The sequence below is a fragment of the Nocardia sichangensis genome (assembly GCF_047200615.1).
GTDB classification, from domain to species: domain Bacteria; phylum Actinomycetota; class Actinomycetes; order Mycobacteriales; family Mycobacteriaceae; genus Nocardia; species Nocardia sichangensis.
In genome coordinates this window covers 139,958-165,827 of the sequence record NZ_JBJZOK010000015.1, presented here as the reverse complement: position 1 = coordinate 165,827, position 25,870 = coordinate 139,958, and the positions used below count along the sequence as shown (strand labels likewise).

Sequence of the window (25,870 nt, the reverse complement as noted above, 5' to 3'; positions counted from 1 at the left end):
GGGCCACTCATACGTCGCCTCAGACGCGTTCGAGCACCGCCGATGCGCCGATGCCGCCCGCGGCGCAAATACCGAGCAGGGCCGCGTTCTTGCCCGTGCGAGTCAGTTCGTTGGCCATGGTGGTCACCATGCGCGCCCCGGTGGCGCCGAACGGGTGACCGAGCGAGATCGAGCCGCCGTGCACGTTCAGCTTGTCGACGTCCACCTCGCCGACGGCGGTATCGCGATCCAGCCTGGTCTTGGCCCATTCGTCGCTGGCCAGTGCGGTAAGCACCGCCAAGGTCTGGGCGGCGAAGGCCTCGTGGATATCCACGAGATCGACGTCGGCCAAGGACATTCCGGCTTTCTCCAGCGCGCGTGGCATCGAGATGGCCGGCCCGATTAGCACCTGATCGGCCGGGTCGACGCTCACGTAGCTCCACGACCGGAACGCCGCCAGCGGCCGATATCCGAGGGCGTGCGCTTTCTCTTCGCTCATCAGCAGCACCGCGGCGGCACCGTCGGTGAGCGGGCTGGCGTTGCCAGCGGTCACGCTGCCGTCGGCGGCGAAAACCGGTTTCAGCGCGGCCAGTTTCGCGACGCTGGTGTCGCCGCGCACCAGACCGTCGCGCCGGATCTCCGCGTCTTCGGGCGTGCGGATCCGCAGCACCTCGTCATCGAACCGGCCGGAGTCGATGGCGGCCGCCGCGCGGTGATGCGAGCGGGCGGCGAACTCGTCCTGGTCCGCGCGGCTCACGCCGTGGATACGAGCCATCTTCTCGGCCGACTCGCCCATCACCTCGCCGGTGGTGCGCTCGGCGATCTTGGGCCTGCTCGGTAGCAGGTCGGTGAACGGCGCCAAGCGCGCGACCGCGGACAAGTAGTCCTTCGGCTTCGGCTTGCCCAGCGCCAGCGGCGCCGCCGCGTGCACGACCTTTTGCGGCAGCTTGACCTCGGCGTTGGAGGTGGAATCGCTGCCGCCCGCGATCATGACGTCGTATTCGCCCCGCTCGATCGCGGCCGCCGCCGACGTGACCGCCTGCAGACCGGAGGCGCAGGCCCTGGTCACGGTGTAGCCCTCACAGCCCGGGTCCAGCGCCAGGTCCAACGCGACTTCGCGGGCGATGTTCGGCGCCGCGCTGGGCAGGATGACCCCGCCCCACACGATCGCCTCCACTTCCGCACCGGGCAGCCCGGTGCGCTCCAGCAGTCCACGGACCGCGGCATCGGCCAGCGCGATGGAGTCCATCCGGGTGTATCCGGTGAACGCACGCAGGAACGGCGTGCGCGCACCGGACACGATCACAGCACGGCGAGCAGCTCTGGTGGCCATGCGATTTCCTTTCGAAAGCCTGGGACCACCAAACTTACTTCAAAGTAAGTTCACCGTCGACCCCCTTCGCCGACGGTGAACCCCGACGCAGCGACGATCCCCTCCACCGCCGCTGAACCGGTCCGCCGCGCGCCGTTGCGCGACGGACCGAGACGCCCGTCCCGGCGAACGCCCCTGCCCGTCCCGGAACCGTCGCATGCACTCCGTCATCCGACGCAAAGAACCGTAACAAACTTTCGACTAACTTTCCAAATAGTTTCTATTTGTTTGCCTTGAGCCTCCCATCGGCTTACCATGAACGCACTATGCATAGCCCTTCGGAGCTGTCGCGGCAGAAGAGATTCGGGCGAATCATCAAAGAACGCCGGGACGAGCTCGGCCTCACCCAGCTACAGATCGGCGACCTCGGGGGACCTTCGGCGCCGACCATCAGGAAGATCGAGGACGGCGAAGCGACCATCAGCATGCAGACGCTGAACAAGCTCGACGCGCCGCTGCGATGGCTGCCGGGCAGTGCCGCACGCACCTACGCGGGCGGCGTACCCGCCGCCGACGAACCCGCGAACTCCGCGCGCGGCGCGGGCGACTCGGTGGTGGCGGGGCCGGACGCGATCCGCTTCGAAATCTCCGACCTGACCGGCCTTCTCGCGGCATCGGGCAGTCTCAACGACGCCGTCGAGCACGGCCGCACCACCGACCCGCAGGTGGTCGCCGCGATCGCGGAACTCAACCGGGTGGTCTCCAAGCTGTCGGCGCGATACGCGACCGCCATGCTCGAACGCAACGGTGGACCGGGCAAGCAGTTGCATCCGCTGGTGGAAATGGCCTTCGCGCACTTGCTCGCGGTCCCCGCGGAGTCCAGCGACCCCGACGAGCTACAGGAACGCCGGTACCGCCGCTGGCTGGCCGGTCGATCGGAGGATATCGATGCAGCGACCGAAGCCCGATTCCGCGCACGCTGGCTGGCGGCCAACCTGGCCACGACAGCGGTTCGAAACGGCGAGTGACGAGGCAGCCATGACCGACCACGGATCGAATCGCCCGGAGCTGACCCTCAGCCACAAGATCAATCGGCTGTTCTCCGTCGTGCACCCGCGCAACGCACCGGAACGCAGCACCGAATCCGTCGCCGAGCAGATCGGCGAATTCCTCGGTCGCACGGTGCCGCCCGGTTACCTGGAGCGCCTGCGCGACGGCGAGTTCGACGACCGGAACGCGGGCGCCACAGCGGATGTCGAGATCCTCGCGGCGGTGGCGCGCAGTTTCGGCGTGGCGGCCGACTATCTGCTCACCCGCGGACCCGCGGCGGACGCGATCGACCGGGAACTCGAACTCCTCGCCACCATGCGAGACGCGAACGTCGCCAGCGTCGCGCTGCGCGGTTCGAACATCGATCGGGCCATGCTCGCCAGGATCATCCAGAGCACAGAAGGATCGATGCCGCCGAGTCGGTAACATGCTTCCCTACATGGGCCACTGAGCTTTTGTAGGAGACCGATCACATGGCCATCCAGGCCCGGTTCCGGAGCTTGACCCGGGACCTCCCGATACCCCACCCATGGAATCTGCAGACCTACCTCGATGCCGTCGCGGCGCACCGTGGTCGCAGCATCAGCCTGCTGCCGATCGATACCGCGCTGCTCGCAGGCACCGGTTGCGGCACGGGCAGCGGCCTGTGGATCGCGAAGCAGGACAGCGACGTCATCGTCTACGGCGCGGACACCACCGAATGGCATGCCGAGCACATCATCGTGCACGAACTCGGGCACATGTTGCTCGGGCACGGCCCGGAGCAGCACCGGCCCGGTGAGCCGCCCGCGGGCACGCCGACGGTGGCGGCGGTCGCCGACCTGCTGCCCTCGATCTCGCCCGAGTCGATCGCCCACGTGCTCGGCCGCACCGACTACGGCACCCTGCGCGAGCGCGACGCGGAGACCTTCGCCGACATGGTGATGCTGCACGCCATGCGTCCACCGCGTCGCGATTCGCTGCTGCACCGCACGTTCTTCCGCGACCGGCGGCGGTGAACTCGCCGATCCCCGCGCCGATCGCGATACCGCTGATCGTCTTCGTCGCGGTGGTCGTCCTCGGACGGTTGATCGTGCTGCACCACGCCGCCGTCGACCGGCTGCTCAATCGAGCCTTGCTGTGGGGTACGGCCACGCTGGTCCTGCTCGAGCGCGGCGTCGCTCCGGGGATCGGCAGTCTGCTGCACCAGCTTTCGATGGTCACACTGCTGATGGAGGTGGCCGGTCTGTACGGTGCGGCCCGGCTGTGGTCGGGCGCCGACCCGGTCTCCGCATCGGCTCGGCAGCGGGTCTACGACTTCACCGGACTGGTGGGTGGCGCGATCATCCTTGCCGTCGGCACTCCGGCCCGACAGGAGGGCAGGCTGCTGGGGCAAGCATCGGACTGGCCGACGGTAGTGGTCTGGTCGATCCTGTGGCTTCCGCTGCTCGCCGCCGGTCGGCTGGCCTGGCGCGCGGCACTGCGCGAATTGCGCTCGGCCGAATCCACCGCCGCCGAACGGATCGTCTACGCGACCCTGCTGGCGACGCTGGTCGTCGGTTCCGCGGGCCTGGTCGTCTCCGCCGTGCGGCTGGCGGCGCCTGGTACGGCCGCGGACCCGGCCATGGTGCGCTGGGCGGCACCGACTTTCGCCGCCTCGACGCTCGGCGCGGCGCTGCTCGCCGTGCCGCTGCTCGCCGGGCTGCGGGCCCGCGCGGGCTGGGACCGCGCCGGACGGTACTGCCGTCGCCTGCGGCCGCTGTGGCGCGATCTCACCGCGGCCGTGCCCGAGGTCGTGCTCGAGCCGGACATCCCCCTCGGATCCGAAGCGCGGCTGATCCGGATGACGGTGGAGATCCGCGATGCCCTGATGCACCTGCGGCACTACCTGCCCGGGGAGACGAGCCGGCCGGACTACGTGGAACAGATCGTGCAGGCCATCGCCGCGAAGACGAACGGCGCGGCCGTGACCCCGCGGCAGTTCGACCAGCCCGTGCGGCTGCCCGTCGGCGACATCGACTCGGATCTGCGGCTGCTGCTCGCGCTGGCCCGCCGCTGGCCCGCCGAGGGCGCATCGACGAAAATCTCCGGGCATCCGGCCGGTGAGCCGAATGCCCGGAGAAGTGGGGACGGGTGGTTTCCGTTTCGTCAGGCCAGGCGGATCAGGCCGTAGTCGAAGGCGTGACGACGGTAGACCACCGAAGGCCGGTCGGTCTCTTTGTCCTGGAACAGGAAGAAGTCGTGGCCGACGAGCTCCATTTGGTACAGGGCGTCATCGACGGACATCGGCGTCGCCGCGTGCTCCTTCGTGCGCACGATGTGGCCGGGACCCTCCTCGTATTCCGGTTCCCGCTCTTGGTGCGCGTGGGCAGCGCCGGACTCGGCGAGCCGGTCGAACAGGGAGTCGTCCACCAGATCGGCAGTGGCCTGGGCGACCGACAGCGGCGTCTTGTCGCCGTAGTGCACCCGGCGCCGGTCCTTGGTGCGGCGCAGTCTGCTCTCCATCTTCGCGGTAACCGACTCGAATGCGGCGTAGAAGCTGTCCGCGCAGGCCTCGGCCCGCACGACGGGACCCTTTCCGCGCGCGGTGATTTCGACGCGCTGACAGTTCTTGCGCTGACGACGGTTGCGCTCGTGGAACAGCTCGACGTCGAAGAGGAAGATCGACGGGTCGAAGCGTTCTAATCGGGAGAGTTTTTCCGCGACGTAGATACGAAAATGATCGGGCACCTCGACGTTGCGGCCCTTCACCACGATGTCGCCGCGCGGCGCTCGTGGTCGTTCCGCAGTGGGTTGCTCGAGTGCTTCCTGGGTGCTGGGCTCCAGCACCGAAGCAGCGGGATCTTTCACTGAAGGTCGTGAAGAAGTCGTCACGCGTACCTCCCGGATCTGGCCGCACCGACCGATTCCAGTGCGGCGGGATTGAACCGTGCCGAACGACGATTGCTCGGCACTAGACGTCCGAGGCGCCACCTCCAAACTTGCGGTTCGGGTGTGTGTCCGCGACGCTAGTCCGCCGACGGGCTGATCGCCAGTGTTCACGCAAATTTCCCGGAGTCAAGCAGCACAAGTAACCAGAACGCCACGTGTCGGCAACCCGGCGCGCTGTAGCGCGCGCACCGACTCGAAGGCCGTCGCACCGGTGGTCAGCACGTCGTCGACCAGCACTACCTCGGCATTCGCCGGTACTCCCCAGTCCGCGGCAGGGCCGGGCGTCGTGGTCACCCGCCCCTTCAGGTTGCGAGCGCGCTCGGCGGGTGTCAAGCCCACCGAATCGCGCACCCCTTGCCCCACTCGCAACACCGGCACCACTCGGCAGTTGGGCAGCCATCGGGTAGCTACCGACGCCGAGCGAAGCACCGGATCGCCGCCCCGGCGCCGCGCCGCCACGCGTCGGCTCGGCGCGGGCACCAGTACCAACGGAACACCCGGCGAACGCAGTTCGGCGAGCGCGCCCGCGAACGCCTTTCCGAGTGGCAGCGCCAGATCCCGCCGTCCCCGTTCCTTGGCGGCGAGCACCGCCCGCCGCGCGGGCCCTGCGTACGGCCCCAGCGCCCAGCACGGAATGCCCGGGTCGTTGCGCGGCCACACCCGCACCGGCGGACCGGCCAACGTGACGGCGCAATCGGCGCACCAATCGGCTCCGGAACGTCCGCAGCCCGCACAGGCGGCGGGCAACACCAGATCGAGCAGGGTTCGCATCGACCGAGTGTGCGCCCGCCCCCTGACAGAATCGCTCGATCATGTCGACAGCATGCACCTGGCAGAACGCTATGCCCTTGCGGCGAAGTCTTTTACGCTGCGCTCGCACCCTGCTCGAACCGCCATGCGCGCCCGCGCCGGATTCTTCCGAGTGTGAGCGAGCCTTCCGAAGTGCCGACGTGCGGCCGGCCTCGCGTACTCGCGACAGATCGCCGCTCAGCCGGGCAGGACGGGCGTGGCGTTCGCGCCCAGACCCGGCACCTCACGCCAGTAGGGCTGGCCTTGGTCCGGGGCGGAGGTCAGCTCCAGCACCGCACGTGAGTCGGCGACGTACTGATGGTCGGGGCTCGCGCTCACGGACCGCACCGGGGCGGTGAGGTTCTGCGACGTCAACGGGGTCGGCTCCGAGCCGTCCACCGACACCGTGCTCACGGGGTCCACATTCCCCTCGCGCGCGATGATGATCGTGTCCGCGTCCAGCCAGTCCACCGACACCGCGGCCGTGCTGAGTCCGACACCGACGGGCACCGCCGAAGTCAGCGCCAGCTTCCCGTCCGGTTGCGGCGCGACGACCGCGACGTACACCCGGCCGTCGGCGATCATCGCCGCCCGCGCCCCGGTCCGGGAGATCCGGAGTTCGGTGATCGGTAGCCGCGGCGCCGTGGCCGAGGATGCCGCCGTCAACCTCGAGATGTCGACGTTCTGAATCGAGACGTTTCCGGTGCCGCGGTCGTTGACCGCGCGGATCACCCGGTCACCGTCGACCACCGCCCATGCCGCGCTGCCGTCCGCCGTCCACGAGGGCCGGGTGATGGTGAAGCCATCGGCCACCGGAAAAGCGTTGCCGCCGTAAGTGCCGACCATCAAGATCCGCGACGGCGCGCCCGGCGGTCGTCCGGCTTCCGCCACCGCGGCGACGAGCTGACCGTCCGCGGACAGCGTCGCCGACTGCAGGTTGTTCACTCCGCCGAAGTAGCCCGGAGCGGGAGTGATACCGCCGTTGTCGGCGATCTGCACCAGCCCGCCGCCGCGCAGAGCGTGCAGCCCGACCTGGTTGCGCGCGGCGGTCGCCGGATTGAACTGCTGCACGTCCGCCACGCTCCAGCCGTTCGCGGCGAAGCGCTCGTCCAGCGGCTTGCCGTCGGCCAACAGCATGTACGGCCCGAGGATGTCGGCGCTGGACAAGGTGAGCACCACCTGCGCGGCCAGCAGTTCGCGCTCGCGCGGATTCAGCGCCGACGCGCCCGCGAAATCGATCCGGACACCGCCGAGCCCGATGCCGACGCCGTCGGGATCACCGTTGGCCTTGGTGATCGCCCCGCGCACCGCGATCGGCGGCGTCAGCTCACTGTGCAGCACCGACGCCAGCGCGGGCTGCGGCCCCTCCAGCAGCGAGCTGATCAACCGCTGGGTCAGCTGCGCTTTCGGCACCGCGAGCCAGCGCAGGTCCGGCACGGCCATATTGCCGCCCGGATCGATGAAGTACAGCGCGTAGCGGCGGTAGGACTTGAAGAACGCGGTGGAGTCCATGACCACGCCGTCGGGCAACTCGTCGATGCGCCACTCGCCGTTGATCTTGGTCAGCTCGATCTTGTTCTCGACGAACGGAATGTCGTCGTTGGGCCGGTACCCGCCGTCTGCGGACAGCTCGCCGACCTTGCGCGCGCGGATCAGATAGTTGGCCTTGTCCCCGGAACGCGACTCCCGCAGGGTGTCCGGTTTCTCGACGATGACCGTGCCCGCCGCGTCGTCCCACTGGGTGGAGGCCGCAGGGGTCATGTATTGCCTTGCGGCCAGATGCCGGTTGGCCGGATCGGCGGTGGCCTGAAGGAAATCGCGCAGCAGCAGATCCGGATCGCGGTTGGCCAGCGGGGCCGGCGGGCCCTCGGAGGTGGGCTCACGATTGATGGTGCCGAGCGCCTCCGGCGCGGAGGACTCGGGGAGGCTGGCACAGGCGGTGAGCGGCATCACGACCGCGAGGACCGCCGCTGTCAGTACGGTCAGCCGCCGCATCCGCGCAGATCCGACACGCATTCTCATGACTGTACGTCCCCCGGTTCGCGCGCCGCGCCGCCCCCGGTCTGCGCCGACTCCGAGGCGGGCGATCCGTTCGCCCCGGACGCGAGCGGCTCTTCGGCCGCGGCGCTGTCGGTGGGCGTCGCCGTACCGTCGGCCGCTCCGGGCGACTCGCTCACGCTCGGCTCCGCGGCCGCGCCGCCTTCGACGTCCGTGCCGTCCAGCTCATCGCTGTCGGTCTCGGCCGCCTCGCTCGCGCCCTCCGCACGCACGCCGACCGGATCGGATGTGCCCGCGTGCGCGCCCTGTGGCGCGGCGTCGGTCACCTGCGCGGCGCCCGGCTCGGCGGCGACCGGCAACGCCGTATCGGTCGTGTCGCGATCGGCGGACGGTTCCGGCTCCACCACGTGCATCGTCTTGCGCGCGGGCTCCAGCGGCAGCGGGCTCGGGCCGAGCTTCTTACCGCGCACCAGCGGCAGCGTCAGGCGGAAGCTGGCGCCGATCCCGACCTCACCCCAGGCTTCGAGTCTGCCTTCGTGCAGGTTCGCGTCCTCCACGCTGATCGACAGACCGAGGCCGGTGCCGCCGGAGCGGCGCATGCGCGACGGGTCCGAACGCCAGAACCGGTTGAAGACCAGCTTCTCCTCTCCGGGGCGCAGGCCGACGCCCTGGTCCCGCACGACGACGGCGACCGCGTTGCTCTCGACGTCGCCCCGCATCCGGATCAGCACCGGCTTGCCCTCGCTGTGGTCGATCGCGTTGGCGAGCAGATTGCGCAGCACCCGCTCCACCCGGCGCGGATCGACCTCGGCGACGAGCGGATCCTCCGGCATGTCGCTGATGATCTCCACCCCGGCGTCCTTGGCGAGGTGGCGCACGGTCGAGATCGCGGCCCGCGCGCACATCCGCACGTCCAGCGATTCGACCTGGAGTTCGGCGACGCCCGCGTCGTGCCTGCTGATCTCCAGCAGGTCGTTGAGCAGGCCCTCGAACCGGTCCAGCTCGTTGACCAGCAACTCGGCGCTGCGGGCCAAGGCGGGGTCGAGGTCGTCGCTGCTGCCGTGGATCAGGTCGGCGGCCATGCGCACGGTGGTGAGCGGTGTGCGCAACTCGTGGCTGACGTCGGAGGTGAACCGGCGCTGCAGATTGCCGAATTCCTCCAGCTGGGTGATCTGGTTGGACAGGCTCTCGGCCATCTCGTTGAACGCCTGAGCCAGCCGAGCCATGTCGTCCTCGCCGCGTACCAGCATGCGTTCCTTGAGCCTGCCATCGGCGAACCGGCCGGCGATCCTGGCCGCGGAGCGGATCGGAAGCACCACCTGCCTGGTGACCAGCGCGGTGATCGCGGCAAGCAGGACCAGCAACACGATGCCGCCGACCAGCATGGTGCCGCGCATCAGCGACAGGCTGCGTTCCTCGTTGGCCAGCGGGAAGATCAGGTAGATCTCCAGGGTCGGAACCTCGGCGCTCGGGCTGCCGATGATCAGCGCGCGACCGCTGTAGCCATCCGCGTCCTCGACGGTGGCGAACTGGTAGCTGACCTGGTTGCGCTGCACGAACCGGCGCAGCTCGTCGGGCACCTCCTGGATCGGGCCGCGAGGGATCTGCTGCGGCGGCATCCCGCCGATGACGCTCAGCGCCGAGACGAAGCTGCCCGCGGCGCCGGTGGACTGGCCGCTACCGCCGCGATTGGACAGTGCGTTGCGAGCCTCTTCCAGTCGCTGCGGTTGAGCACCGATGTCGTGCACACCGGCCAGCTGGCTCTCGACCGTGTTACGCGCACGGTCCATCTCCTCGACCGCCGCGTTGATCTTGGCGTCCAGCAGCCGGTCGGTGATCTGGCTGGTCAGCACCACACCGAGGATCGTGATGACAATCAGCGACAGCGTCAGCGTGGACACGATGACGCGCAACTGCAGCGAACGACGCCACAGGTGGCCTAGGGCAATACCGACCGCTTGGAACCAGGCCACCACCGGAGCCAGCGATCGTTCCAGACGCGCGAAGACGCCATGGATCACGGCGGTCCGGCCTTGTAACCGACACCGCGGACGGTCAGCACGATCTCCGGGTTCTCGGGATCCTTCTCCACCTTCGCCCGCAACCGCTGCACATGGACGTTCACCAGGCGGGTGTCCGCGGCGTGCCGGTAACCCCAGACCTGCTCGAGCAGGACCTCACGGGTGAACACCTGGCGCGGCTTGCGGGCCAGGGCGACGAGCAGGTCGAACTCCAGCGGCGTCAGAGAGATCTGCGCGCCACCACGGCTGACCTTGTGCGCGGGCACATCGATCACGATATCGGCGATCGACAGCAGCTCGGCGGGCTCCTCCTCGGTGCGGCGCAGACGGGCCCGCACCCGGGCGACCAGCTCCTTCGGCTTGAAGGGCTTGACGATGTAATCGTCGGCACCGGACTCCAGACCCAGCACGACGTCGACCGTGTCGGTCTTCGCCGTGAGCATCACGATCGGAACTCCGGAATCGGCCCGCAGCACACGGCACACGTCGATGCCGTTCATGCCGGGCAGCATCAGGTCCAGCAGCACCAAATCGGGGCGGATCTCGCGAACCGCCGCCAGGGCCTGTGTGCCGTCGCCGACCACGTGCGGGTCGAACCCTTCCCCGCGCAAGACGATCGTGAGCATCTCAGCGAGTGCCATATCGTCGTCGACGACCAGAATCTTCGGCTTCATAACTACTATGTTGTCATCTCCCAGGCCAGGATCGGGCCGCCACGCCAACACTGGTGTGAACCCGCGGCACAACCAACCTTATCGACCAACGATTTCGGCGATGCGCGCGGCCAGCGTCGCCGGACCGTCGTCGGATCGGTATGTCCACCAGGGTCCGCGCCAGTCGCGTTCGGCCAGCTCACGGTACACCGCGCCGGTGCGATGCTGCAGACCGCCGTCGCGTTCGTAGGCGTCGAGCGCGCGTTCGGCGTCGAGTTCGCCACGCCTGCGGGCACGCTCGGCGGCGAGCTCGGTGGGCACGTCCAGCAACACTTGCAGCGCGGGCTCGGGCAGAGCGAATCTGCCGAACTCCAATTCGCCCACCCATGTAACGATTTCGCCGTCCGCCGACTGCCCCAGCCGGGCGGCCGAATAGGCGGCGTTGGAAGCGACATAGCGATCGAGTAGCACAACGTCGTTGTCGGCCAACAGTTTCGACAGCTCGTCCGCGGCGTCCGCGCGGTCCAGCGCGAACAGCAGAGCCATGCCGCTGACCGAGCCCGCGAGGTCGCCGTGCGCGCCGCGCAGCGCCTCGGCGGCCAGATCGGCGTGCACCGAGACGCGGTAGCGCGGGAAGGCCATCGTCGCGACGCGCAGTCCGCGACCACGCAGATCGGCGACCACCCGCTCGATCAGCGTCCGCTTACCCGCGCCGTCGAGCCCTTCGACCGCTATCAGCACTCCCATGACCAGGCACACTACCCCGCCGCACACCGGACGCCCGCAGCGGCTGACCAGCGTGGATGCCGGGCGCTGCGGGCGGGCGCGAGGTGACGGGCGCCGGTGTCCCCGCCGACCGTCGGCGGGGACACCGGCAGCGCGTTCAGTAGCGGTAGTGATCCGGCTTGTACGGGCCCTCGACGTCGACGCCGATGTACTCGGCCTGGTCCTTGGTGAGCTTGGTCAGCTCGCCGCCGAGCGCTTCGACGTGGATGCGCGCGACCTTTTCGTCCAGGTGCTTCGGCAGCCGGTAGACCTCGTTGTCGTACTCCTCCGGCTTGGTCCACAGCTCGATCTGCGCGATCACCTGGTTGGAGAAGCTGTTCGACATCACGAACGACGGGTGGCCGGTCGCGTTGCCGAGGTTGAGCAGACGCCCCTCCGACAGCACCAGGATCGAGCGGCCGGTCTCCTTGAACGTCCACAGGTCGACCTGCGGCTTGATCGTCAATTTCGTTGCGCCGGAACGCTCCAGCGCCGCCATGTCGATCTCGTTGTCGAAGTGACCGATGTTGCCGAGGATGGCCTGGTCCTTCATCGCCTTCATGTGGTCGAGGGTGATGATGTCCTTGTTGCCGGTCGCGGTGATGACGATGTCGGCCTCGCCGATCGCCTTCTCCACGGTCACCACGTCGTAGCCGTCCATCAGCGCCTGCAGCGCGTTGATCGGGTCGATCTCGGTGACCTGCACCCGGGCGCCCTGTCCGGCAAGCGATTCCGCGCAGCCCTTGCCGACATCGCCGTAGCCGCAGATCAATATCTTCTTGCCGCCGATGAGCACGTCGGTGCCGCGGTTGATGCCGTCGATCAGCGAGTGGCGGGTGCCGTACTTGTTGTCGAACTTGCTCTTGGTGACCGAGTCGTTGACGTTGATCGCGGGGAACACCAGTTCGCCCGCCGCCGCGAACTGGTAGAGCCGCAGCACGCCCGTGGTGGTCTCCTCGGTGACGCCCCGCACCGATTCGGCGATCTTGCTCCACTTGCCGCGATCGGACTCGAAGCGCTCGCGCAGCAGGTTCAAGAAGACCTTGTACTCGGCCGAGTGGTCCTCGTCCTCCGGCGGCACCACGCCCGACTTCTCGAACTGCGCACCGCGCAGCACGAGCATGGTGGCGTCGCCGCCGTCGTCGAGGATCATGTTGGCCGGCTCGCCCGGCCAGGTGAGCATCTGCTCGGCGGCCCACCAGTACTCCTCCAGGGTCTCGCCCTTCCAGGCGAACACCGGGGTGCCCTTCGGCTCCTCGACGGTGCCGTTGGGGCCGACGACCACGGCGGCCGCCGCGTGGTCCTGGGTGGAGAAGATGTTGCAGGAGGCCCAGCGGACCTCGGCGCCGAGGCTGGTCAGGGTCTCGATCAGCACCGCGGTCTGCACGGTCATGTGCAGCGAGCCGGAGATGCGCGCGCCCTGCAGCGGCCGCACCTCGGCGTACTCACGGCGCAGCGCCATCAGACCGGGCATCTCGTGTTCGGCCAGACGGATCTCTTTGCGGCCGAAATCGGCCAGCGACAGATCCGCCACCTTGTAGTCGATGCCGTTGCGGACATCGGCGGTCAACGACGTGCGAAGTTCTGAGGTGGTCATCAGCCTCTCCTGGTTCGGCAAGTACCGAGGCAAGGCTAGTCGCTCACGACGGGGTGCGGTTTACGCGGCCGTCCCTCCGACGGGCGGACCGGCCTCGGATTCGGCTCACGCCGTGACGCCGCGGGCCGCCAGGATGCGACGCCGCTTACGCGGCTGAATGTTCGCCAGTGTGATGTCGCCGCCGTAGTGGGCGAGCACGCGGCCGTCCATAATCCGCCGCCACAGCGGCGGGACCGCTGCCAGCACGATCATGGCGGCGTAGCCCGCGGGCAGTTGCGGGGCCTGCTCGGAGGTGCGCAGCGTCTGGTAGCGGCGGCCCGGGTTGGCGTGGTGATCGCTGTGCCGCTGCAGGTGGAACAGGAAGATGTTGGTGACCAGATGGTCGCTGTTCCAGCTGTCGCGCGGCGAGCAGCGGGCGTACATGCCGTTCGGGCGGCGCGCCCGCAGCAGGCCGTAGTGCTCGACGTAGTTCACCGTCTCCAGCAGGCCGAAGCCGATCACGGCCTGCAGCAGCAGCCAGGGCAGCACCTGGTAGCCGAACGCCGCGACCAAGGCGCCGAACAGCACGAGCGTCATCGACCAGGCCTGCAGGATGTGGTTCTGCACGCTCCACCAACCCTTGCCCTTGCGTGCGAGCCGCTCGCGCTCCAAGACGATCGCCGAGCGGAAACTTCCGGACACGCTGCGCGGCAAGAACTCCCACAGCGACTCGCCGAGGCGCGCGCTGGCCGGATCCTCCGGAGTAGCCACCCGCACGTGATGGCCGCGATTGTGCTCGACGAAGAAGTGCCCGTATCCGGACTGGGCGAGCGCGATCTTGGCCAGCCAGCGCTCCAGGCGCTCGACCCGGTGCCCGAGCTCGTGGGCGGCGTTGATGCCGATACCGCTGACGAATCCGAGAGTGGCGGCCAGACCCAGCTTGTCGACCACGCTCAGTTCGTCCCCGGCCCACATGTAACTCGCGATCACCAAGCCGATCAGCTGCACGGGGAGCATCAGGTAGGTGCACCACCGGTAGTACCGGTCGTTGGAGAGCCGCTCGTAGTCCTCGTCCCTCGGATTGTTGCCGTCCACGCCGATCGACCAGTCCAGCACCGGGATCACGATCAGCACGATGATCGGGCCGATCCACCAGAAGATCGGGATGCCGGTGTGCAGCACCAACTGCGAGGGCAGCAACGCGGACGCAGGCGGAAGCAAGCCGAGGACCCACAGATGGCGTTTGGGATCGGGCGATCCCACGGGTTTGCCAACCGTTTGCACTTTTGCCCCACTCGAAGAAGACCCGAACACCGTCGCATGAGAATACTTCTTGAGTTGTTGTCTGTTACAACCAAGTGGTGGGTTGAGACATGATCGCTATTACAAGCTACGCAGTCGGTTTTCAATGTGCTGCATATGCGCCAGTCGCGCGCCGGTTGCCCGCGCGGGCTCAGCTCTGCACCCGCGCGGCCAGGATCGCTTCGACGTAGGGACTCAGCAGCGCGCTCAATTCCGCGGGCGCGTCCCGCCCCGGACCGGGCGGAGTGGGGATGTAACTGAGGGCGATCCGCACCAGCGCGTGCGCGATGACGTCCGATTCGGCCGCCGTCGACGCCACCCAGCTGTACTGGAAGGCGCGCGACAGCCGCGCGGTCGCGTGCTCGAGCAACGGCCCCGCGTCCAGGGTGATCAGGCGCAGCAGATCCAGCTTCACCTCGCCCGCGACCAGCGACTGCACCAGCGGGTCGGAGGCCGCGTCGAAGAAGAAGTTCGCCATGCCGTCGCGGAACGCCGCGCGGACGTCACCGACGTTGCCGTTGATGGCGGCGTCGACGTGATCGACCAGGAAGTCGGCCAGGCGCAGGGCGTAGGCCTGGGTGAGGCCGCCACGTGAACCGAACTCGTTGTACAGGGTCTGCCTGCTCACGCCCGCTCTGGCCGCGACGTCGCCGAGCGTGATCTTGGACCAATCCCGTTCGGTGAGCAGCTCGCGCATCGCGTCCAGGACCGACGTCCGCAGCAGGTCCCGCGCGGCCTCCTGGTAGGGAATCCTGGTTCCGGTGCGCGGCATACCCGCGACACTGTCACGGGCGCCTGCCGCAGTCAAAATCTCACGACCGCTCGATTTCGACCATGAAGAAATCCGCCTTGGCGGCGCCGCAGTCCGGACAGGTCCAGTCGTCGGGGATGTCGTCCCAGCGGGTTCCCGGCGCGATGCCGTCCTCCGGCCAGCCCTCGGCTTCGTCGTATTCGAAGCCGCACTGGATGCACTGATAAAGCTTGTACTCGTTCATTTCGTGGCCCCTATCGGTTCGAAGTCGATCTTCTCCCGCACGCCGCAATCCGGGCAGCACCAGTCGTCCGGCACCGTCTCCCACCGGGTGCCCGGCGGAAAACCCTCGTGCGGCTCACCTTTCGCCTCGTCGAAGACGTAGTCACAGACGGGGCAGCGATACGCTTTCACGCCGCGTCCTTTCCGGCAGCGTTTTCCGCCCGACCCGAGCCGTAGCGCGCCAGCACTTTCTCCCGCTTGCCGGGATCTATATTGGCCCGGGTGATGTCGCCGTCGTAGTGCGCGAGTACGCGCTTGTCCATGACGCGACGCCACAGCGGCGGGAAGTAGGCGAGCATGATCATGCTGGCATAGCCGCTCGGCAGGTTGGGCGCGCCGTCCCAGCTGCGCAGCGTCTGGTAGCGGCGGGTCGGATAGGCGTGATGATCGCTGTGCCGCTGCAGGTGGTACAGGAAGATATTGGTGACGATGTGGTCGCTGTTCCAGCTGTGCACCGGGGCGGGCCGCTCATACCGGCCGCTCGCCGTGCGCTGCCGCACCAGGCCGTAGTGCTCCAGGTAGTTGACCGCCTCCAGCAGGCTGAATCCCACCACGGCTTGCAGGATCAGGTATGGCAGCAACTCGATGCCGAACACCGCGACCAAGGTCGCGAACAGCACCGCCGACATCAGCCAGGCGCTGAGTACTTCGTTGCGCAGACTCCACGGCTTCTTGCCGAGCCGGTCCAGCCGGGCCTTCTCCAGCTGCCAGGACGACTTCAGGCTGCCCCATACCGTGCGCGGCCAGAAGGCCCAGAACGTCTCGCCCACACGGGAACTCGCCGGGTCCTCGGGCGTCGCGACGCGCACGTGGTGGCCGCGGTTGTGCTCGATGTAGAAGTGCCCGTAGAAGGACTGGGCCAGCGCGATCCGCGACAGCCAGCGCTCCAGGTCCACCTTCTTGTGGCCGAGTTCGTGTGCGGTGTTGATGCCGATGCCGCCGATCATGCCGACCGTGATCGCCAGCCCGATCTTGTCCACCAAGTGCAGCCCGCCATCGATGCCGAGCCAGCTCACGTCGTCGGCGGTGATCAGATAGGCCGCCATCACCAGCGAGGCATATTGGAACGGCAGGTACAGGTAGGTGAGGTAGCGGTAGTACTTGTCGTTCTCCAGGTACTCCATCACCTCGTCCGGCGGGTTGTCGCCGTCCGGGCCGAAGAAGATGTCCGCGATCGGGATCAATACGTAGATCAGGATGGGCCCGAGCCAGAACGGCACCTGCGCGAGGCGATGCCAGCCCAACTCGTTCAGCCCCCAGATCAGCGGCAGACCGATGATGAACAGGCCGGCCGGAGCGAACAAGCCCCACAGCCACATGTAGCGCTTGCGATCCCGCCAGGCCGGCACCTCCACCGGCTGAGCGGACATGTCCGCGTGCGTCGACATCGTTGTCTCCATTCCCGAAGGGCACGCCACATGTGACGTGCATTACCTCACTTCTGGACGATATACGGACATTTGTCGCTTGTCTAGACAAATCACGCAATTTGTAAACTTCCCTCCGGGTCCAACGAACCGAGCCCCGGCCGGAGACAACTCCGCCCGGGGCTCGGCGTGGAATGAAGGGACCGACTCAGCGCAGCAGCACGTCGGCGTCGGCGGGTAGGGCGTTCACCGGCCACCAGCGCAGGTCGGTGGATTCGTGGCTGCGAACCGGGATCGCGCCCGCGGGGGCGGTGATGCGGAACAGCAGGTCGAGGTGTCTGGTGGGGACGCCGAGCGAGCAGGTGATCGGATGCGCTTGGGCGCCGTAGAGCCCTGGCTCCAGCCGTAGGTTCGCGATGCCGGATTCCTCGGTCGCTTCGCGCAACGCGGCGCCGGCGACCGTCTCGTCCCGCTCTTCGCAGTGGCCGCCGAGCTGGATCCAGCGTCCGACCCGCGGGTGCAGAGTGAGCAGCACCTCGCGGCCGTCGTGGGAGAAGACGACCGCGGAGGCGGTGATGTGGCCCGGCGCGTGCTCACGCAGGCAACCACGCGGGGCCGAACCGAGGAAGGCCAGCATCGCTTCCCGCAGCGATCGCTCCGGATCTGTTCCGGGACACCAAGTCTCGAGCAACTCGGTGGCCGAAGCGTGCAGCGACTCCACGCTCACCGGCGACACTCTCGCACTGCGGAATCGAGGCGCATCACAGCTCGACCAGTCCGGACCCCGCGCCCGCGGGCTGCCGCGGGGTCGGCTCCTCGAGCGGATGACCGATGGCGATGGCGCCCAGCGGACTCCAGTCCTCGGCCACGCCCAGCACGTCCCGGGTGACCTCGGGGGCGAAGATCGTCGACCCGATCCAGCAGCTGCCGATGCCCTCGGTGGCCAAGGCGACCAGCAGGCCCTGCACCGCCGCGCCCACCGCGACGGTGAACATGGTGCGTTCGTTCGCTCGCCTGCGCTCGTCCGGATAGTCGTGCGCGCCGTCCGGCACACAGAACGGAATGATCACCTCGGGTGCGTCGAACAGAATGCGCCCACGCGCGACCCTGCGCTCGATCCGCTCCGGCGACAGCCCGTCAGCGGTCAGTTCGGTGCGCCATTTCTCCGCCATCGCCTCGAGCAGACGAGCGCGCAGCTCCGGCGTGCGCAGCCACACGAACCGCACGGGGCGGGTGTGGTGCGGAGCGGGCGCGGTCAGCGCGACCGACACGGCCGAGCGGATCCGTTCGGGATCGACCGGCAGGTCGGCGAACTGGCGAATCGAGCGACGCAGGAGAATCGCCTCCTTGCGACCGCGTTCGATGGCCTCCGCGGTGCCCAGCCAGAACAGGTCGTCGGTGCCGCCGCGCAGGAGATCGGCGGCGCCCGATCCGTCGTCGACGATCGGCAGCCCGCGCACCACGGCGACCGGGACACCCCCGAGTTTGCCCTTGACCAGGTCCGCGGCGGCGGCCAGCTCGTCCGCCACGGCCACCTGGGTGACGAAAAGCTCGTTGCCCTGGCCGTCGACCGCGCCCGCGTAGTCGTGCAGCACCCGCAAGCCCGCGGCGCCGATGGCCGCGTCGGTCTGCCCGTTGCGCCAGGCTCGGCCCATCGTGTCGGTGACGAGCACCGCGACCGTCACGCCCAGCCGTTCGGCGAGCGCGGCGCGCAGCGCCTTGGCGCTGGCGTCCGGGTCGGTGGGCAGCAGCACGAGCTCGCCCTTCTCCACGTTCGAGCCGTCGACACCGGAGGCCGCCTGCACGATGCCCAGCTTGTTCTCGGTGATCAGAGTGCGGCCCTTGCGGGCGAGCACCCGCACCGCCTCCTGGTCGACGAGCCTGCGCCGGGCCGCGTCGCGCTCCTCGGGGTCCAGCGGCGCTTCCACGATGCGTCCCTCGACCTTGGCGACGATCTTGCTCGTGACCACCAGCACGTCACCGTGGGCCAGCCAGGGCGCGCAGCGGGCGATGTGCTCGGCGAGGTCGTCGCCGGGCCGGAATTCGGGCAGCCCGGTGACGGGCAGGATGCGCAGCTCTCCGGCCGCGTGGTCGGTCGGTGTGCTCACAGGGCGACTCCAGCGAGATCCAGCGCCTGACGCACCATTTCGGCGGTGGTCGGCGGGTCGGTCATCAACAACGGCACGCTACGCACCTCGACCCCTGGCACCTCGGCGGTGTCGGTGCTGTGGATCAGCCAGCCGTCCAGGATGCCGGTGGCGGAGCGTGCGCCGTAGTGCCTGCCGATCGCCTCGGCCGTCGTCTCCACGCCGATGACCGACAGGCACTCGTCGGCCATACCGCGCAGCGGCTTGCCGTCGATCACGCCGGACACGCCGATCACCTTCGCCGGGGTGGTGCGCAGCGCGCCCCGGATGCCGGGCACGGCGAGGATGGCGCCGATGCTCACGACGGGGTTCGACGGCGCGAGGAGGACCACGTCGGCGGATTCTATGATATTGATCACATTTGGGGCAGGTTTGGCTTCATCGGCGCCAATTGTGGCGAATCCATGGGTGTCGATGTTCGCGCGGTAGCGAACCCACCACTCTTGAAAATGGATCGCGCGCCGTTCGCCAGGCTTGTCCGGATCCGACACCACGACATGCGTTTCACAGCGATCGTCGGTTGCCGGGATCAGTTTCACGCCCGGCTGCCACCGGTTGCACAGCGCCTCGGTGACCGTGGAGAGCCGGTATCCGGCGCGTAACATTTCGGTGCGGATCAGATGCGTGGCGATATCGCGGTCCCCCAAGCCGAACCAGTCCGGCTGGGCATGATATTTCGCGAGCTCCTCCTTGGCGTGCCAGGTCTCGCCGACCCGGCCCCAGCCGCGCTCGGTATCGATACCGCCGCCGAGGGTATACATGCAGGTGTCGAGGTCGGGGCAGATCTTGAGCCCATGCATCCAGACGTCGTCGCCGACGTTCACGATCGCGGAGACGTCCGCCTCGGGCAGCAGCTCCCTGACGCCCTGAAGGAAACGCGCGCCACCGACACCGCCGACCAGCACGGCGATCCGGGGTCCGTTCGCGAGCGTGGCGTCCGCTTGTTGTCCAGTCACATCCGCACAGCCTATGCGCTGACGCGAAGGCTCCCGTTCGCGGCAAATTTGCTATATATTTGCTATCGCAGATCACAAGAGTGACTCGGAATGCGGCTGCGGATAGTAACGGAATAGCGACGGCGGCTTGACCATCGCAGCGTCCGGCGTGTCTAATCACAGACATGTCATTCCGGGTTCGCGCGAGAGATCAACGCGCGAACGGCATTTCGAACAAGTGTTCGCATCGGTGTGACAAGCTCGGGGACGTCCGCGGGACAACGTCGCGGGGTATGGCCGTCGGTATGCGTGTTGGTCCGACGGAAAGAATCATTCTGCGCTAACACACAGTGAGGAGGCGGAGCGATGGCCAACGAGATGGTCTCGCCGACCGATTCCACAGCAGGCGCAGCACGTGGCGTCTGCGCAGATAACGGCGGCTGGAAGGACCAAGAGGGGGGTGACGGAGTCACGGCGCCCCGGCTCAGCCTGGTCGTGACCGGCTTCGACGAGATGTTCGAATCCATCGAAGAGCAGTGGCAGGAGCGCGCCCTGTGCGCGCAGACCGATCCGGAGGCGTTCTTCCCCGAGAAGGGCGGCTCGACCCGCGAGGCCAAGCGGATCTGCATGGGTTGCGAGGTACGCGACGAGTGCCTGGAGTACGCGCTCGCGCACGATGAGCGCTTCGGCATCTGGGGCGGCCTCTCCGAGCGGGAGCGCCGCCGCCTCAAGCGCGGCATCGGCTGACAGACATCCGCGATGCCCGGAGCCGCCCGTCCACCGTGGCGCTCCGGGCACGCGCGACACGACCGGACAGTTCCCGACCGCCTCGATGCGGACGACCGGAGCCGACTGGCCTAGATTTTCTCTCATGGCACGTTCCCGTAAGCGTCGACCGCCGACCGCGCGGTCGGTGATCCGCCGCGGCCGCGGAGTGCGCGGGCCGATGCTGCCACCCACCGTGCCCGCTTGGCGGACCCGAGGCCAGAAGTTCGACCGGCTGGTGCTGGAGGCGTTCGCCCCCTTGGACTCCCGCTGGCACGACCGGCTCACCAAGCTCGACATCGCGGTCGACGACGTTCCGAAAATCCGTCCGCTGCATCCCGATTCGGTCACCTGGCCGGACGAGGTCGTGGCCGACGGCCCGGTTCCCCTCTCCCGGCTCATCCCGGCGGGCGTCGACCGGCACGGGGCGGCGACCAGGGCGCGGGTGGTGCTGTTCCGCAAGCCGCTCGAGCTGCGCGCCAGCGACCCCGACGACCTGGTGGATCTGTTGCGTGAAGTCCTGGTCCAGCAGGTCGCGACCTACCTCGGCGTCGATCCGGACGTGATCGACCCGGAAGCGGAGTGAATCGCACCCATCCGGGTGGCGGCGGCTCCCGAATGCCGTTGCGGGGCAGGCGCGGGCGTGTAGGCCGGTCACCGGCTGGGTACTCCGTGAACCCACGCCACGACGCACCACCGATGTCACGCACCGGCGACACCGTCGCCCGCGCGTACGGCGAAGTCGTCCAGATCACCGCGGGGCCCGTCACGGCCCTGTGGGACGTCGTGCTGCCCTCGTTCCGCGACGTACGGACCGAGATTCTTCAAGCGTGTCTGTCCCCATCGACGCGCCAGGGGGGTTACTCTCATCGGCGTGATTCCCATGCGTCGTTGCTGCCGACCAGGCTGCAAGAATCCGGCCGTCGCGACGCTCACCTATGTGTACTCGGACTCGACGGCGGTGGTCGGACCACTCGCGACGGTCGCCGAACCGCACTCCTGGGATCTCTGCGAAACGCACGGCTCACGCATCACCGCTCCGAAGGGTTGGGAACTGGTTCGCCACGAAGGCGGATTCTCCTCCAGCACACCGGACGACGACGACCTGACCGCGCTGGCGGAGGCGGTGCGGGAGGCGGGGTTGCGCCGCCGCCCACCGGAGCGCGAACAGCGTGGCTATCGCGACTACGCTCCCCCGCCGCCGCGCACCACACGAACGGGTCGCCGCGGCCATCTGCGCGTGCTGCCCGACCCGCCGTCCTGATCGGACGAGGACGGTGTCGGACCGGTCCGGCGCAACCACTAGGGTATTGGGCATGACAGTCGCCCGCTCTGCCGAATTCGTGAACGCGGTGATCAAGGCCTACGACGTTCGCGGTGTGGTCGGTGATCAGATCGACGCGGAATTCGTCAGGGACGTCGGCGCCTCCTTCGCACGGCTGATGCGCGCCGAGGGCGCGAACCGGATCGTCATCGGTCACGACATGCGGGATTCCTCCCCCGAGCTGTCGGCCGCCTTCGCCGACGGCGTGCTCGGCCAGGGCCTCGACGTGGTGCACATCGGTCTCGCCTCGACCGACCAGCTGTACTTCGCCTCCGGCCGCCTGGACTGCCCGGGCGCCATGTTCACCGCCAGCCACAACCCGGCCCGCTACAACGGCATCAAGCTGTGCCGCGCCAAGGCCCTTCCGGTCGGGCAGGACACCGGCCTGGCCGCCATCAAGAACGAACTCGTCGACGGCGTGCCCGCGTACCCGGGCGAGCGCGGCAGCGCGACCGAATCGAACCTGCTCACCGAGTACGCCGACTTCCTGCGCGGCCTGGTGGATCTGGGCGATATCCGCCGGCTCACCATCGCGGTGGACGCGGGCAACGGCATGGGCGGGTACACGGTGCCCGCGGTGCTGGGCACGCTGCCCCAGGTGACGATCGTGCCGCTGTACTTCGAGCTGGACGGCACCTTCCCGAACCACGAGGCCAACCCGCTGGACCCGGCGAACCTGGTGGACCTGCAGAAGCTGGTCCGCGAGTCCGGCGCGGACATCGGCCTCGCCTTCGACGGCGACGCCGACCGTTGCTTCGTGGTGGACGAGAACGGCGACCCGGTGGCGCCGTCGGCGATCACCGCTCTGGTCGCCGAGCGCGAACTGGCCAAGGAGCCCGGCGCGGTGATCATCCACAACCTGATCACCTCCCGCGCGGTACCGGAGCTGGTGCACGAACTGGGCGGAACGCCGGTACGCACCCGGGTCGGCCATTCCTTCATCAAGCAGGAGATGGCCGCCACCGGAGCGGTGTTCGGCGGCGAACACTCCGCGCACTACTACTTCCGCGACTTCTGGGGCGCCGACTCCGGGATGCTCGCGGCGTTGCACGTGCTGGCCGCGCTGGGCGAGAAGGACCGGCCGGTGTCGGAACTGATGGCGTCCTACGCCACCTACGCGGCCTCCGGCGAGATCAACTCCACCGTCGCCGACGCCGAGGAGCGGACGCTGGCCGTGGTGGACGCCTTCGCCGACCGGGCGCACTCGGTGGACCGGCTGGACGGGGTGACCGTGCAATTGGCCGACAACGCCTGGTTCAACCTGCGCGCGTCGAACACCGAGCCGTTGCTCCGGCTGAACGTCGAGGCCCGATCGGCGGAGGAAGTAGACGCACTCGTGACCGAGATCCTGAGCATCGTGCGGTCCTGACTGGAATAGTGGAATCACAGGCCTTGGATTCGCCCGACTCGGTCTCGGTGTGGCAGCTGGACCGGGTGGGCGCGGGGGCGGAAAAGACACAGCGCGATGAGGGGAGGTGGAACGCCCGATGATCGCTGGAACACCGGTGCTCGACCTCGACGATGCCGCTTCACTCGAAGCCGCCGACGCAGGCGGCGCCCTTCGCTCGGCCGCCTCTGGCGGCGCCCAGGTGCGTGCCACCGCGGCGGCCGTCGGTGAGGACGCGCTGGCCCGGCTGGCCGATCTGCGACCGCGCAGCGTGGTGCTGGTCTCCGGTTCCGGACGCGCCGCACGTGCCGCCGGACTGCTCGTGGCCGCGCTCGGCGATCGCGCGGGCCTACCCGTCGTGCCCGCCGCCGCCCTGCCGCCGTGGGTGGGGCCGCTGGACGTCGTCCTGGTCTCCGGTGACGACGCGGGTGATCCGCGCCTGATCGACGCCGTCGACCGGGCGCTGCGTCGCGGCGCCGAGGTGGTCGTCGCCGCGCCGCACGAGGGGCCGCTGCGCGCCGCCGCGGCCGGACGCGCCGCCGTCCTGGAACCGAGGGTCCAGGTTCTCGGGTACAACCGCCTGTTGCGCTTCCTGGCCGCCGGAATCGCGGTCCTGCGCGCGGTCGACCCCCAGCGCACCGGCGCCGCAGTCCCGGAACTCGCCGACCTGGCCGACGTGCTGGACGCGGAGGCGCTACGCGACGGCCCGCACAACGAGGTCTTCCACAACCCCGCCAAGACGCTGGCCGCCCGGATGCAGCAGCGGGGCATCGTGCTCGCGGGCGACTCGCCCGCCGCCGCCGAACTCGCCGAGCACGGCGCCGAAGTGCTGTTGCAATCCGCGGGCAAGGTCGCCACCGCGGTGGATCTGGCCGAGGCCGTGGCCGCGCGGACCCGGATGGCCGAAGCGGCAGGCGAATCCGCGCCCGACTTCGACCCGATGTTCCACGACGAGGAGTTGGACGGGCCCGCGCCGGTTGAGCGCGTCCGGGTGTTCGTGCTCAGCGCCGATCGCGATCGGGCGGCGGCACGCCGTCGCATCGCGGTGTTCGGTGGCGAGGGCGGGAACCTGGTGGACGCCGATCTGGTGAACGCCGACGTCGACCTGCTGCACACCGAGATGACCGACCCCGCCGCGCCCGCGCAGACCCATGCCGAGGAGTCCGCGCAGGCGAACGGCACCGAACTCGAACAGCTCGCGGTGCTCGCGCTGCGACTGGAGATGGCCGCCGCCTACCTGCGGCTGCTCGGCTCGCGGACGGCTCCGGCCGACAGCCAGGGGCAGTACGGGGGAAGCTACTAGTGCACGAACTCGTTGGTGCGCTGCGCTCGTATGCCTGGGGCTCGCGCACCGCGCTCGCTCAGCTGTGCGGCAGGCCGGTGCCGTCGGCGCATCCGGAGGCCGAACTGTGGTTCGGCGCCCACCCGGCCGATCCGGCGCACGTGAAAACCGGTGACCGCACCACGTCGCTGCTGGAACTGATCGCCGCCGACCCGAGCCGGGAACTGGGCTCGGCCGCAGAACGATTCGGCGAGAAGCTGCCGTTCCTGCTCAAGATCCTGGCCGCAGAGGAGCCGCTGTCGCTGCAGGCGCACCCGAGCACGGAGCAGGCGCGGGCCGGCTTCGCGCGGGAGAACCAGGCGAAGGTGCCGCTGGACTCCCCACTGCGCAACTACCGCGACGAGAACCACAAGCCCGAGCTGGTAGTCGCGCTGGACCGGTTCGAGGCGCTGGCCGGTTTCCGCGATCCGCACCGCACCGTCGCACTGCTGCGCGCACTGGCGGTGGACGGATTGCGCCCCTACTGCGAACTGCTTGCCGCGCAACCGGACAAGGCGGGCCTGCGCACGCTGTTCACCACCTGGATCACGCTGCCGCACCACGTGCTGACCACGCTGCTGCCCGAGGTGCTCGACGGCTGCGTGCGGTATCTGTCGGGCAAAGGCGCCCGTGAGTTCACGGCCGAGGCGCGCACGACCCTCGAATTGGCCGAGGCCTATCCGGGCGACGCGGGCGTGCTGGCGGTGCTGCTGCTGAACCGGGTGACCCTGGAGCCGGGCCAAGGATTGTTCCTCGCGGCCGGCAATCTGCACGCCTACCTGCGCGGGGTGGGCGTGGAGATCATGGCCAACTCCGACAACGTGCTGCGCGGCGGGCTCACCCCCAAGCACGTCGACGTGCCGGAACTGTTGCGGGTGCTGGATTTCGAGCCGATCGACTTGCCTGCCGTGTTACCCGAGCCCGCCGGTGACGGGTCGGTGCGCTATCGCACGCCCGCACCGGAGTTCGCGCTGCGCCGCTTCGACCTGGTCGCGGGCTCCGCCCGGGTGCCGCTGACCGCGGCGGGACCGGGCATCGTGCTGTGCACCGCGGGGACGGTGCGGCTGTTCCGCAACGACTCGTCGCTGGAGCTCACCCGGGGTGGCGCGGCGTGGATCTCCGCCGTGGACACCGATATTCGCGCCCAAGCGGTGGACGGCGACGTCCAGCTGTTCTGCGCGTCCGTCGGCGCGACCGGCTGACCGATCCGGAACGCCGGATTCCAGGTGTCCTAGT

Annotated in this window: 27 protein-coding genes; 10 read left to right on the top strand and 17 right to left on the bottom strand. The window is 68.8% G+C overall.

The annotated features are described in order from the left end of the window. Positions 1–19: 19 nt before the first annotated feature. Positions 20–1,312: an acetyl-CoA C-acyltransferase gene (locus ACL03I_RS21720; RefSeq protein WP_364432462.1), complete on the bottom strand. Its 1,293-nt coding sequence runs from the start codon at positions 1,310–1,312 to the stop codon at positions 20–22. A gap of 305 nt (positions 1,313–1,617) precedes the next feature. Here ACL03I_RS21720 and ACL03I_RS21715 point away from each other — a divergent pair, with 305 nt between their 5' ends. The 4 genes from ACL03I_RS21715 to ACL03I_RS21700 are packed head-to-tail and all read left to right on the top strand — an operon-like array spanning position 1,618 to position 4,493. Further along, the gene (locus tag ACL03I_RS21715; protein ID WP_355077127.1) at positions 1,618–2,319 is read left to right on the top strand and encodes a helix-turn-helix domain-containing protein; all 702 of its coding nucleotides are present in this window, start codon (positions 1,618–1,620) and stop codon (positions 2,317–2,319) included. A gap of 10 nt (positions 2,320–2,329) precedes the next feature. Beyond that, positions 2,330–2,767, top strand: a complete 438-nt coding sequence (locus ACL03I_RS21710; RefSeq protein ID WP_355077128.1) for a hypothetical protein — start codon at positions 2,330–2,332, stop codon at positions 2,765–2,767. A 47-nt stretch (positions 2,768–2,814) separates the two neighbouring features. Further along, the gene (locus tag ACL03I_RS21705; RefSeq protein WP_355077130.1) at positions 2,815–3,339 is read left to right on the top strand and encodes a hypothetical protein; all 525 of its coding nucleotides are present in this window, start codon (positions 2,815–2,817) and stop codon (positions 3,337–3,339) included. Continuing rightward, a complete protein-coding gene (locus tag ACL03I_RS21700) occupies positions 3,336–4,493 on the top strand; it encodes an MAB_1171c family putative transporter (protein WP_364432469.1) in 1,158 nt (385 codons plus the stop codon). The genes ACL03I_RS21705 and ACL03I_RS21700 overlap by 4 nt, the downstream gene beginning before the upstream one ends. Here the strand turns inward: ACL03I_RS21700 and hpf are convergent. From hpf to cofD, 15 genes are all read right to left on the bottom strand, one after another. Then, the gene (gene hpf / locus ACL03I_RS21695; RefSeq protein WP_412806847.1) at positions 4,469–5,077 is read right to left on the bottom strand and encodes a ribosome hibernation-promoting factor, HPF/YfiA family; all 609 of its coding nucleotides are present in this window, start codon (positions 5,075–5,077) and stop codon (positions 4,469–4,471) included. The genes ACL03I_RS21700 and hpf overlap by 25 nt on opposite strands. A 300-nt stretch (positions 5,078–5,377) precedes the next feature. Continuing rightward, on the bottom strand, positions 5,378–6,022 hold the full coding sequence (locus tag ACL03I_RS21690; protein ID WP_364432472.1) for a ComF family protein: 645 nt from the start codon (positions 6,020–6,022) through the stop codon (positions 5,378–5,380). A gap of 216 nt (positions 6,023–6,238) precedes the next feature. Next, a complete protein-coding gene (lpqB, locus tag ACL03I_RS21685) occupies positions 6,239–8,062 on the bottom strand; it encodes an MtrAB system accessory lipoprotein LpqB (RefSeq protein ID WP_355077135.1) in 1,824 nt (607 codons plus the stop codon). Beyond that, positions 8,059–10,059 (bottom strand): MtrAB system histidine kinase MtrB, encoded by a 2,001-nt coding sequence (gene mtrB / locus ACL03I_RS21680; RefSeq protein ID WP_355077137.1) that lies wholly within the window; start codon positions 10,057–10,059, stop codon positions 8,059–8,061. Before mtrB ends, lpqB begins: the two co-directional genes overlap by 4 nt. Beyond that, on the bottom strand, positions 10,056–10,733 hold the full coding sequence (gene mtrA, locus ACL03I_RS21675) for an MtrAB system response regulator MtrA (protein WP_039800350.1): 678 nt from the start codon (positions 10,731–10,733) through the stop codon (positions 10,056–10,058). The genes mtrB and mtrA overlap by 4 nt, the downstream gene beginning before the upstream one ends. A 78-nt stretch (positions 10,734–10,811) precedes the next feature. Then, complete coding sequence (locus ACL03I_RS21670) at positions 10,812–11,459, bottom strand: dTMP kinase (protein WP_356967349.1); 648 nt, start codon at positions 11,457–11,459, stop codon at positions 10,812–10,814. A gap of 136 nt (positions 11,460–11,595) precedes the next feature. Continuing rightward, positions 11,596–13,074, bottom strand: a complete 1,479-nt coding sequence (gene ahcY, locus ACL03I_RS21665; RefSeq protein ID WP_355077141.1) for an adenosylhomocysteinase — start codon at positions 13,072–13,074, stop codon at positions 11,596–11,598. A 105-nt stretch (positions 13,075–13,179) separates the two neighbouring features. Then, on the bottom strand, positions 13,180–14,316 hold the full coding sequence (locus ACL03I_RS21660) for an alkane 1-monooxygenase (RefSeq protein ID WP_355077143.1): 1,137 nt from the start codon (positions 14,314–14,316) through the stop codon (positions 13,180–13,182). 190 nt (positions 14,317–14,506) lie between these two features. Next, positions 14,507–15,127 carry a TetR/AcrR family transcriptional regulator gene (locus ACL03I_RS21655; RefSeq protein ID WP_355077145.1) on the bottom strand — a complete coding sequence of 207 codons (621 nt, stop codon included), beginning with the start codon at positions 15,125–15,127 and terminating at the stop codon, positions 14,507–14,509. A 40-nt stretch (positions 15,128–15,167) separates the two neighbouring features. Beyond that, a complete protein-coding gene (locus ACL03I_RS21650) occupies positions 15,168–15,350 on the bottom strand; it encodes a rubredoxin (RefSeq protein ID WP_355077147.1) in 183 nt (60 codons plus the stop codon). Further along, on the bottom strand, positions 15,347–15,520 hold the full coding sequence (locus tag ACL03I_RS21645) for a rubredoxin (protein ID WP_355077148.1): 174 nt from the start codon (positions 15,518–15,520) through the stop codon (positions 15,347–15,349). The genes ACL03I_RS21650 and ACL03I_RS21645 overlap by 4 nt, the downstream gene beginning before the upstream one ends. Continuing rightward, positions 15,517–16,776 carry an alkane 1-monooxygenase gene (locus ACL03I_RS21640; protein ID WP_355077149.1) on the bottom strand — a complete coding sequence of 420 codons (1,260 nt, stop codon included), beginning with the start codon at positions 16,774–16,776 and terminating at the stop codon, positions 15,517–15,519. Before ACL03I_RS21640 ends, ACL03I_RS21645 begins: the two co-directional genes overlap by 4 nt. A 187-nt stretch (positions 16,777–16,963) precedes the next feature. After that, positions 16,964–17,482, bottom strand: coding sequence for an NUDIX hydrolase (locus ACL03I_RS21635; RefSeq protein WP_355077151.1), 519 nt, complete (start codon positions 17,480–17,482; stop codon positions 16,964–16,966). A 34-nt stretch (positions 17,483–17,516) separates the two neighbouring features. Further along, entirely contained in the window at positions 17,517–18,863 is a 1,347-nt protein-coding gene (locus tag ACL03I_RS21630; RefSeq protein WP_355077152.1) for a coenzyme F420-0:L-glutamate ligase, read from the bottom strand. Then, positions 18,860–19,813, bottom strand: coding sequence for a 2-phospho-L-lactate transferase (gene cofD / locus ACL03I_RS21625; RefSeq protein ID WP_355077377.1), 954 nt, complete (start codon positions 19,811–19,813; stop codon positions 18,860–18,862). Before cofD ends, ACL03I_RS21630 begins: the two co-directional genes overlap by 4 nt. A 537-nt stretch (positions 19,814–20,350) precedes the next feature. Between cofD and ACL03I_RS21620 the strand changes: the two genes are divergently transcribed. Continuing rightward, a complete protein-coding gene (locus tag ACL03I_RS21620) occupies positions 20,351–20,584 on the top strand; it encodes a WhiB family transcriptional regulator (RefSeq protein ID WP_029901515.1) in 234 nt (77 codons plus the stop codon). 124 nt (positions 20,585–20,708) lie between these two features. Beyond that, positions 20,709–21,188, top strand: coding sequence for a metallopeptidase family protein (locus ACL03I_RS21615; protein ID WP_168434228.1), 480 nt, complete (start codon positions 20,709–20,711; stop codon positions 21,186–21,188). Between the two features lie 116 nt (positions 21,189–21,304). Here ACL03I_RS21615 and ACL03I_RS21610 read toward each other — a convergent pair whose 3' ends face one another. Beyond that, entirely contained in the window at positions 21,305–21,472 is a 168-nt protein-coding gene (locus tag ACL03I_RS21610; protein ID WP_412806836.1) for a hypothetical protein, read from the bottom strand. A gap of 13 nt (positions 21,473–21,485) precedes the next feature. On the opposite strand from ACL03I_RS21610, the gene ACL03I_RS21605 reads away from it, so the two are divergent. From ACL03I_RS21605 to manA, 4 genes are all read left to right on the top strand, one after another. Further along, positions 21,486–21,866 carry a DUF3499 domain-containing protein gene (locus tag ACL03I_RS21605; protein ID WP_039800382.1) on the top strand — a complete coding sequence of 127 codons (381 nt, stop codon included), beginning with the start codon at positions 21,486–21,488 and terminating at the stop codon, positions 21,864–21,866. 52 nt (positions 21,867–21,918) lie between these two features. After that, complete coding sequence (locus ACL03I_RS21600) at positions 21,919–23,295, top strand: phosphomannomutase/phosphoglucomutase (RefSeq protein ID WP_412806835.1); 1,377 nt, start codon at positions 21,919–21,921, stop codon at positions 23,293–23,295. A 118-nt stretch (positions 23,296–23,413) separates the two neighbouring features. Beyond that, entirely contained in the window at positions 23,414–24,616 is a 1,203-nt protein-coding gene (locus ACL03I_RS21595; RefSeq protein WP_355077157.1) for a serine/threonine-protein kinase, read from the top strand. Then, positions 24,616–25,836, top strand: coding sequence for a mannose-6-phosphate isomerase, class I (manA, locus tag ACL03I_RS21590; RefSeq protein WP_355077159.1), 1,221 nt, complete (start codon positions 24,616–24,618; stop codon positions 25,834–25,836). The genes ACL03I_RS21595 and manA overlap by 1 nt, the downstream gene beginning before the upstream one ends. Positions 25,837–25,870: the final 34 nt, after the last annotated feature.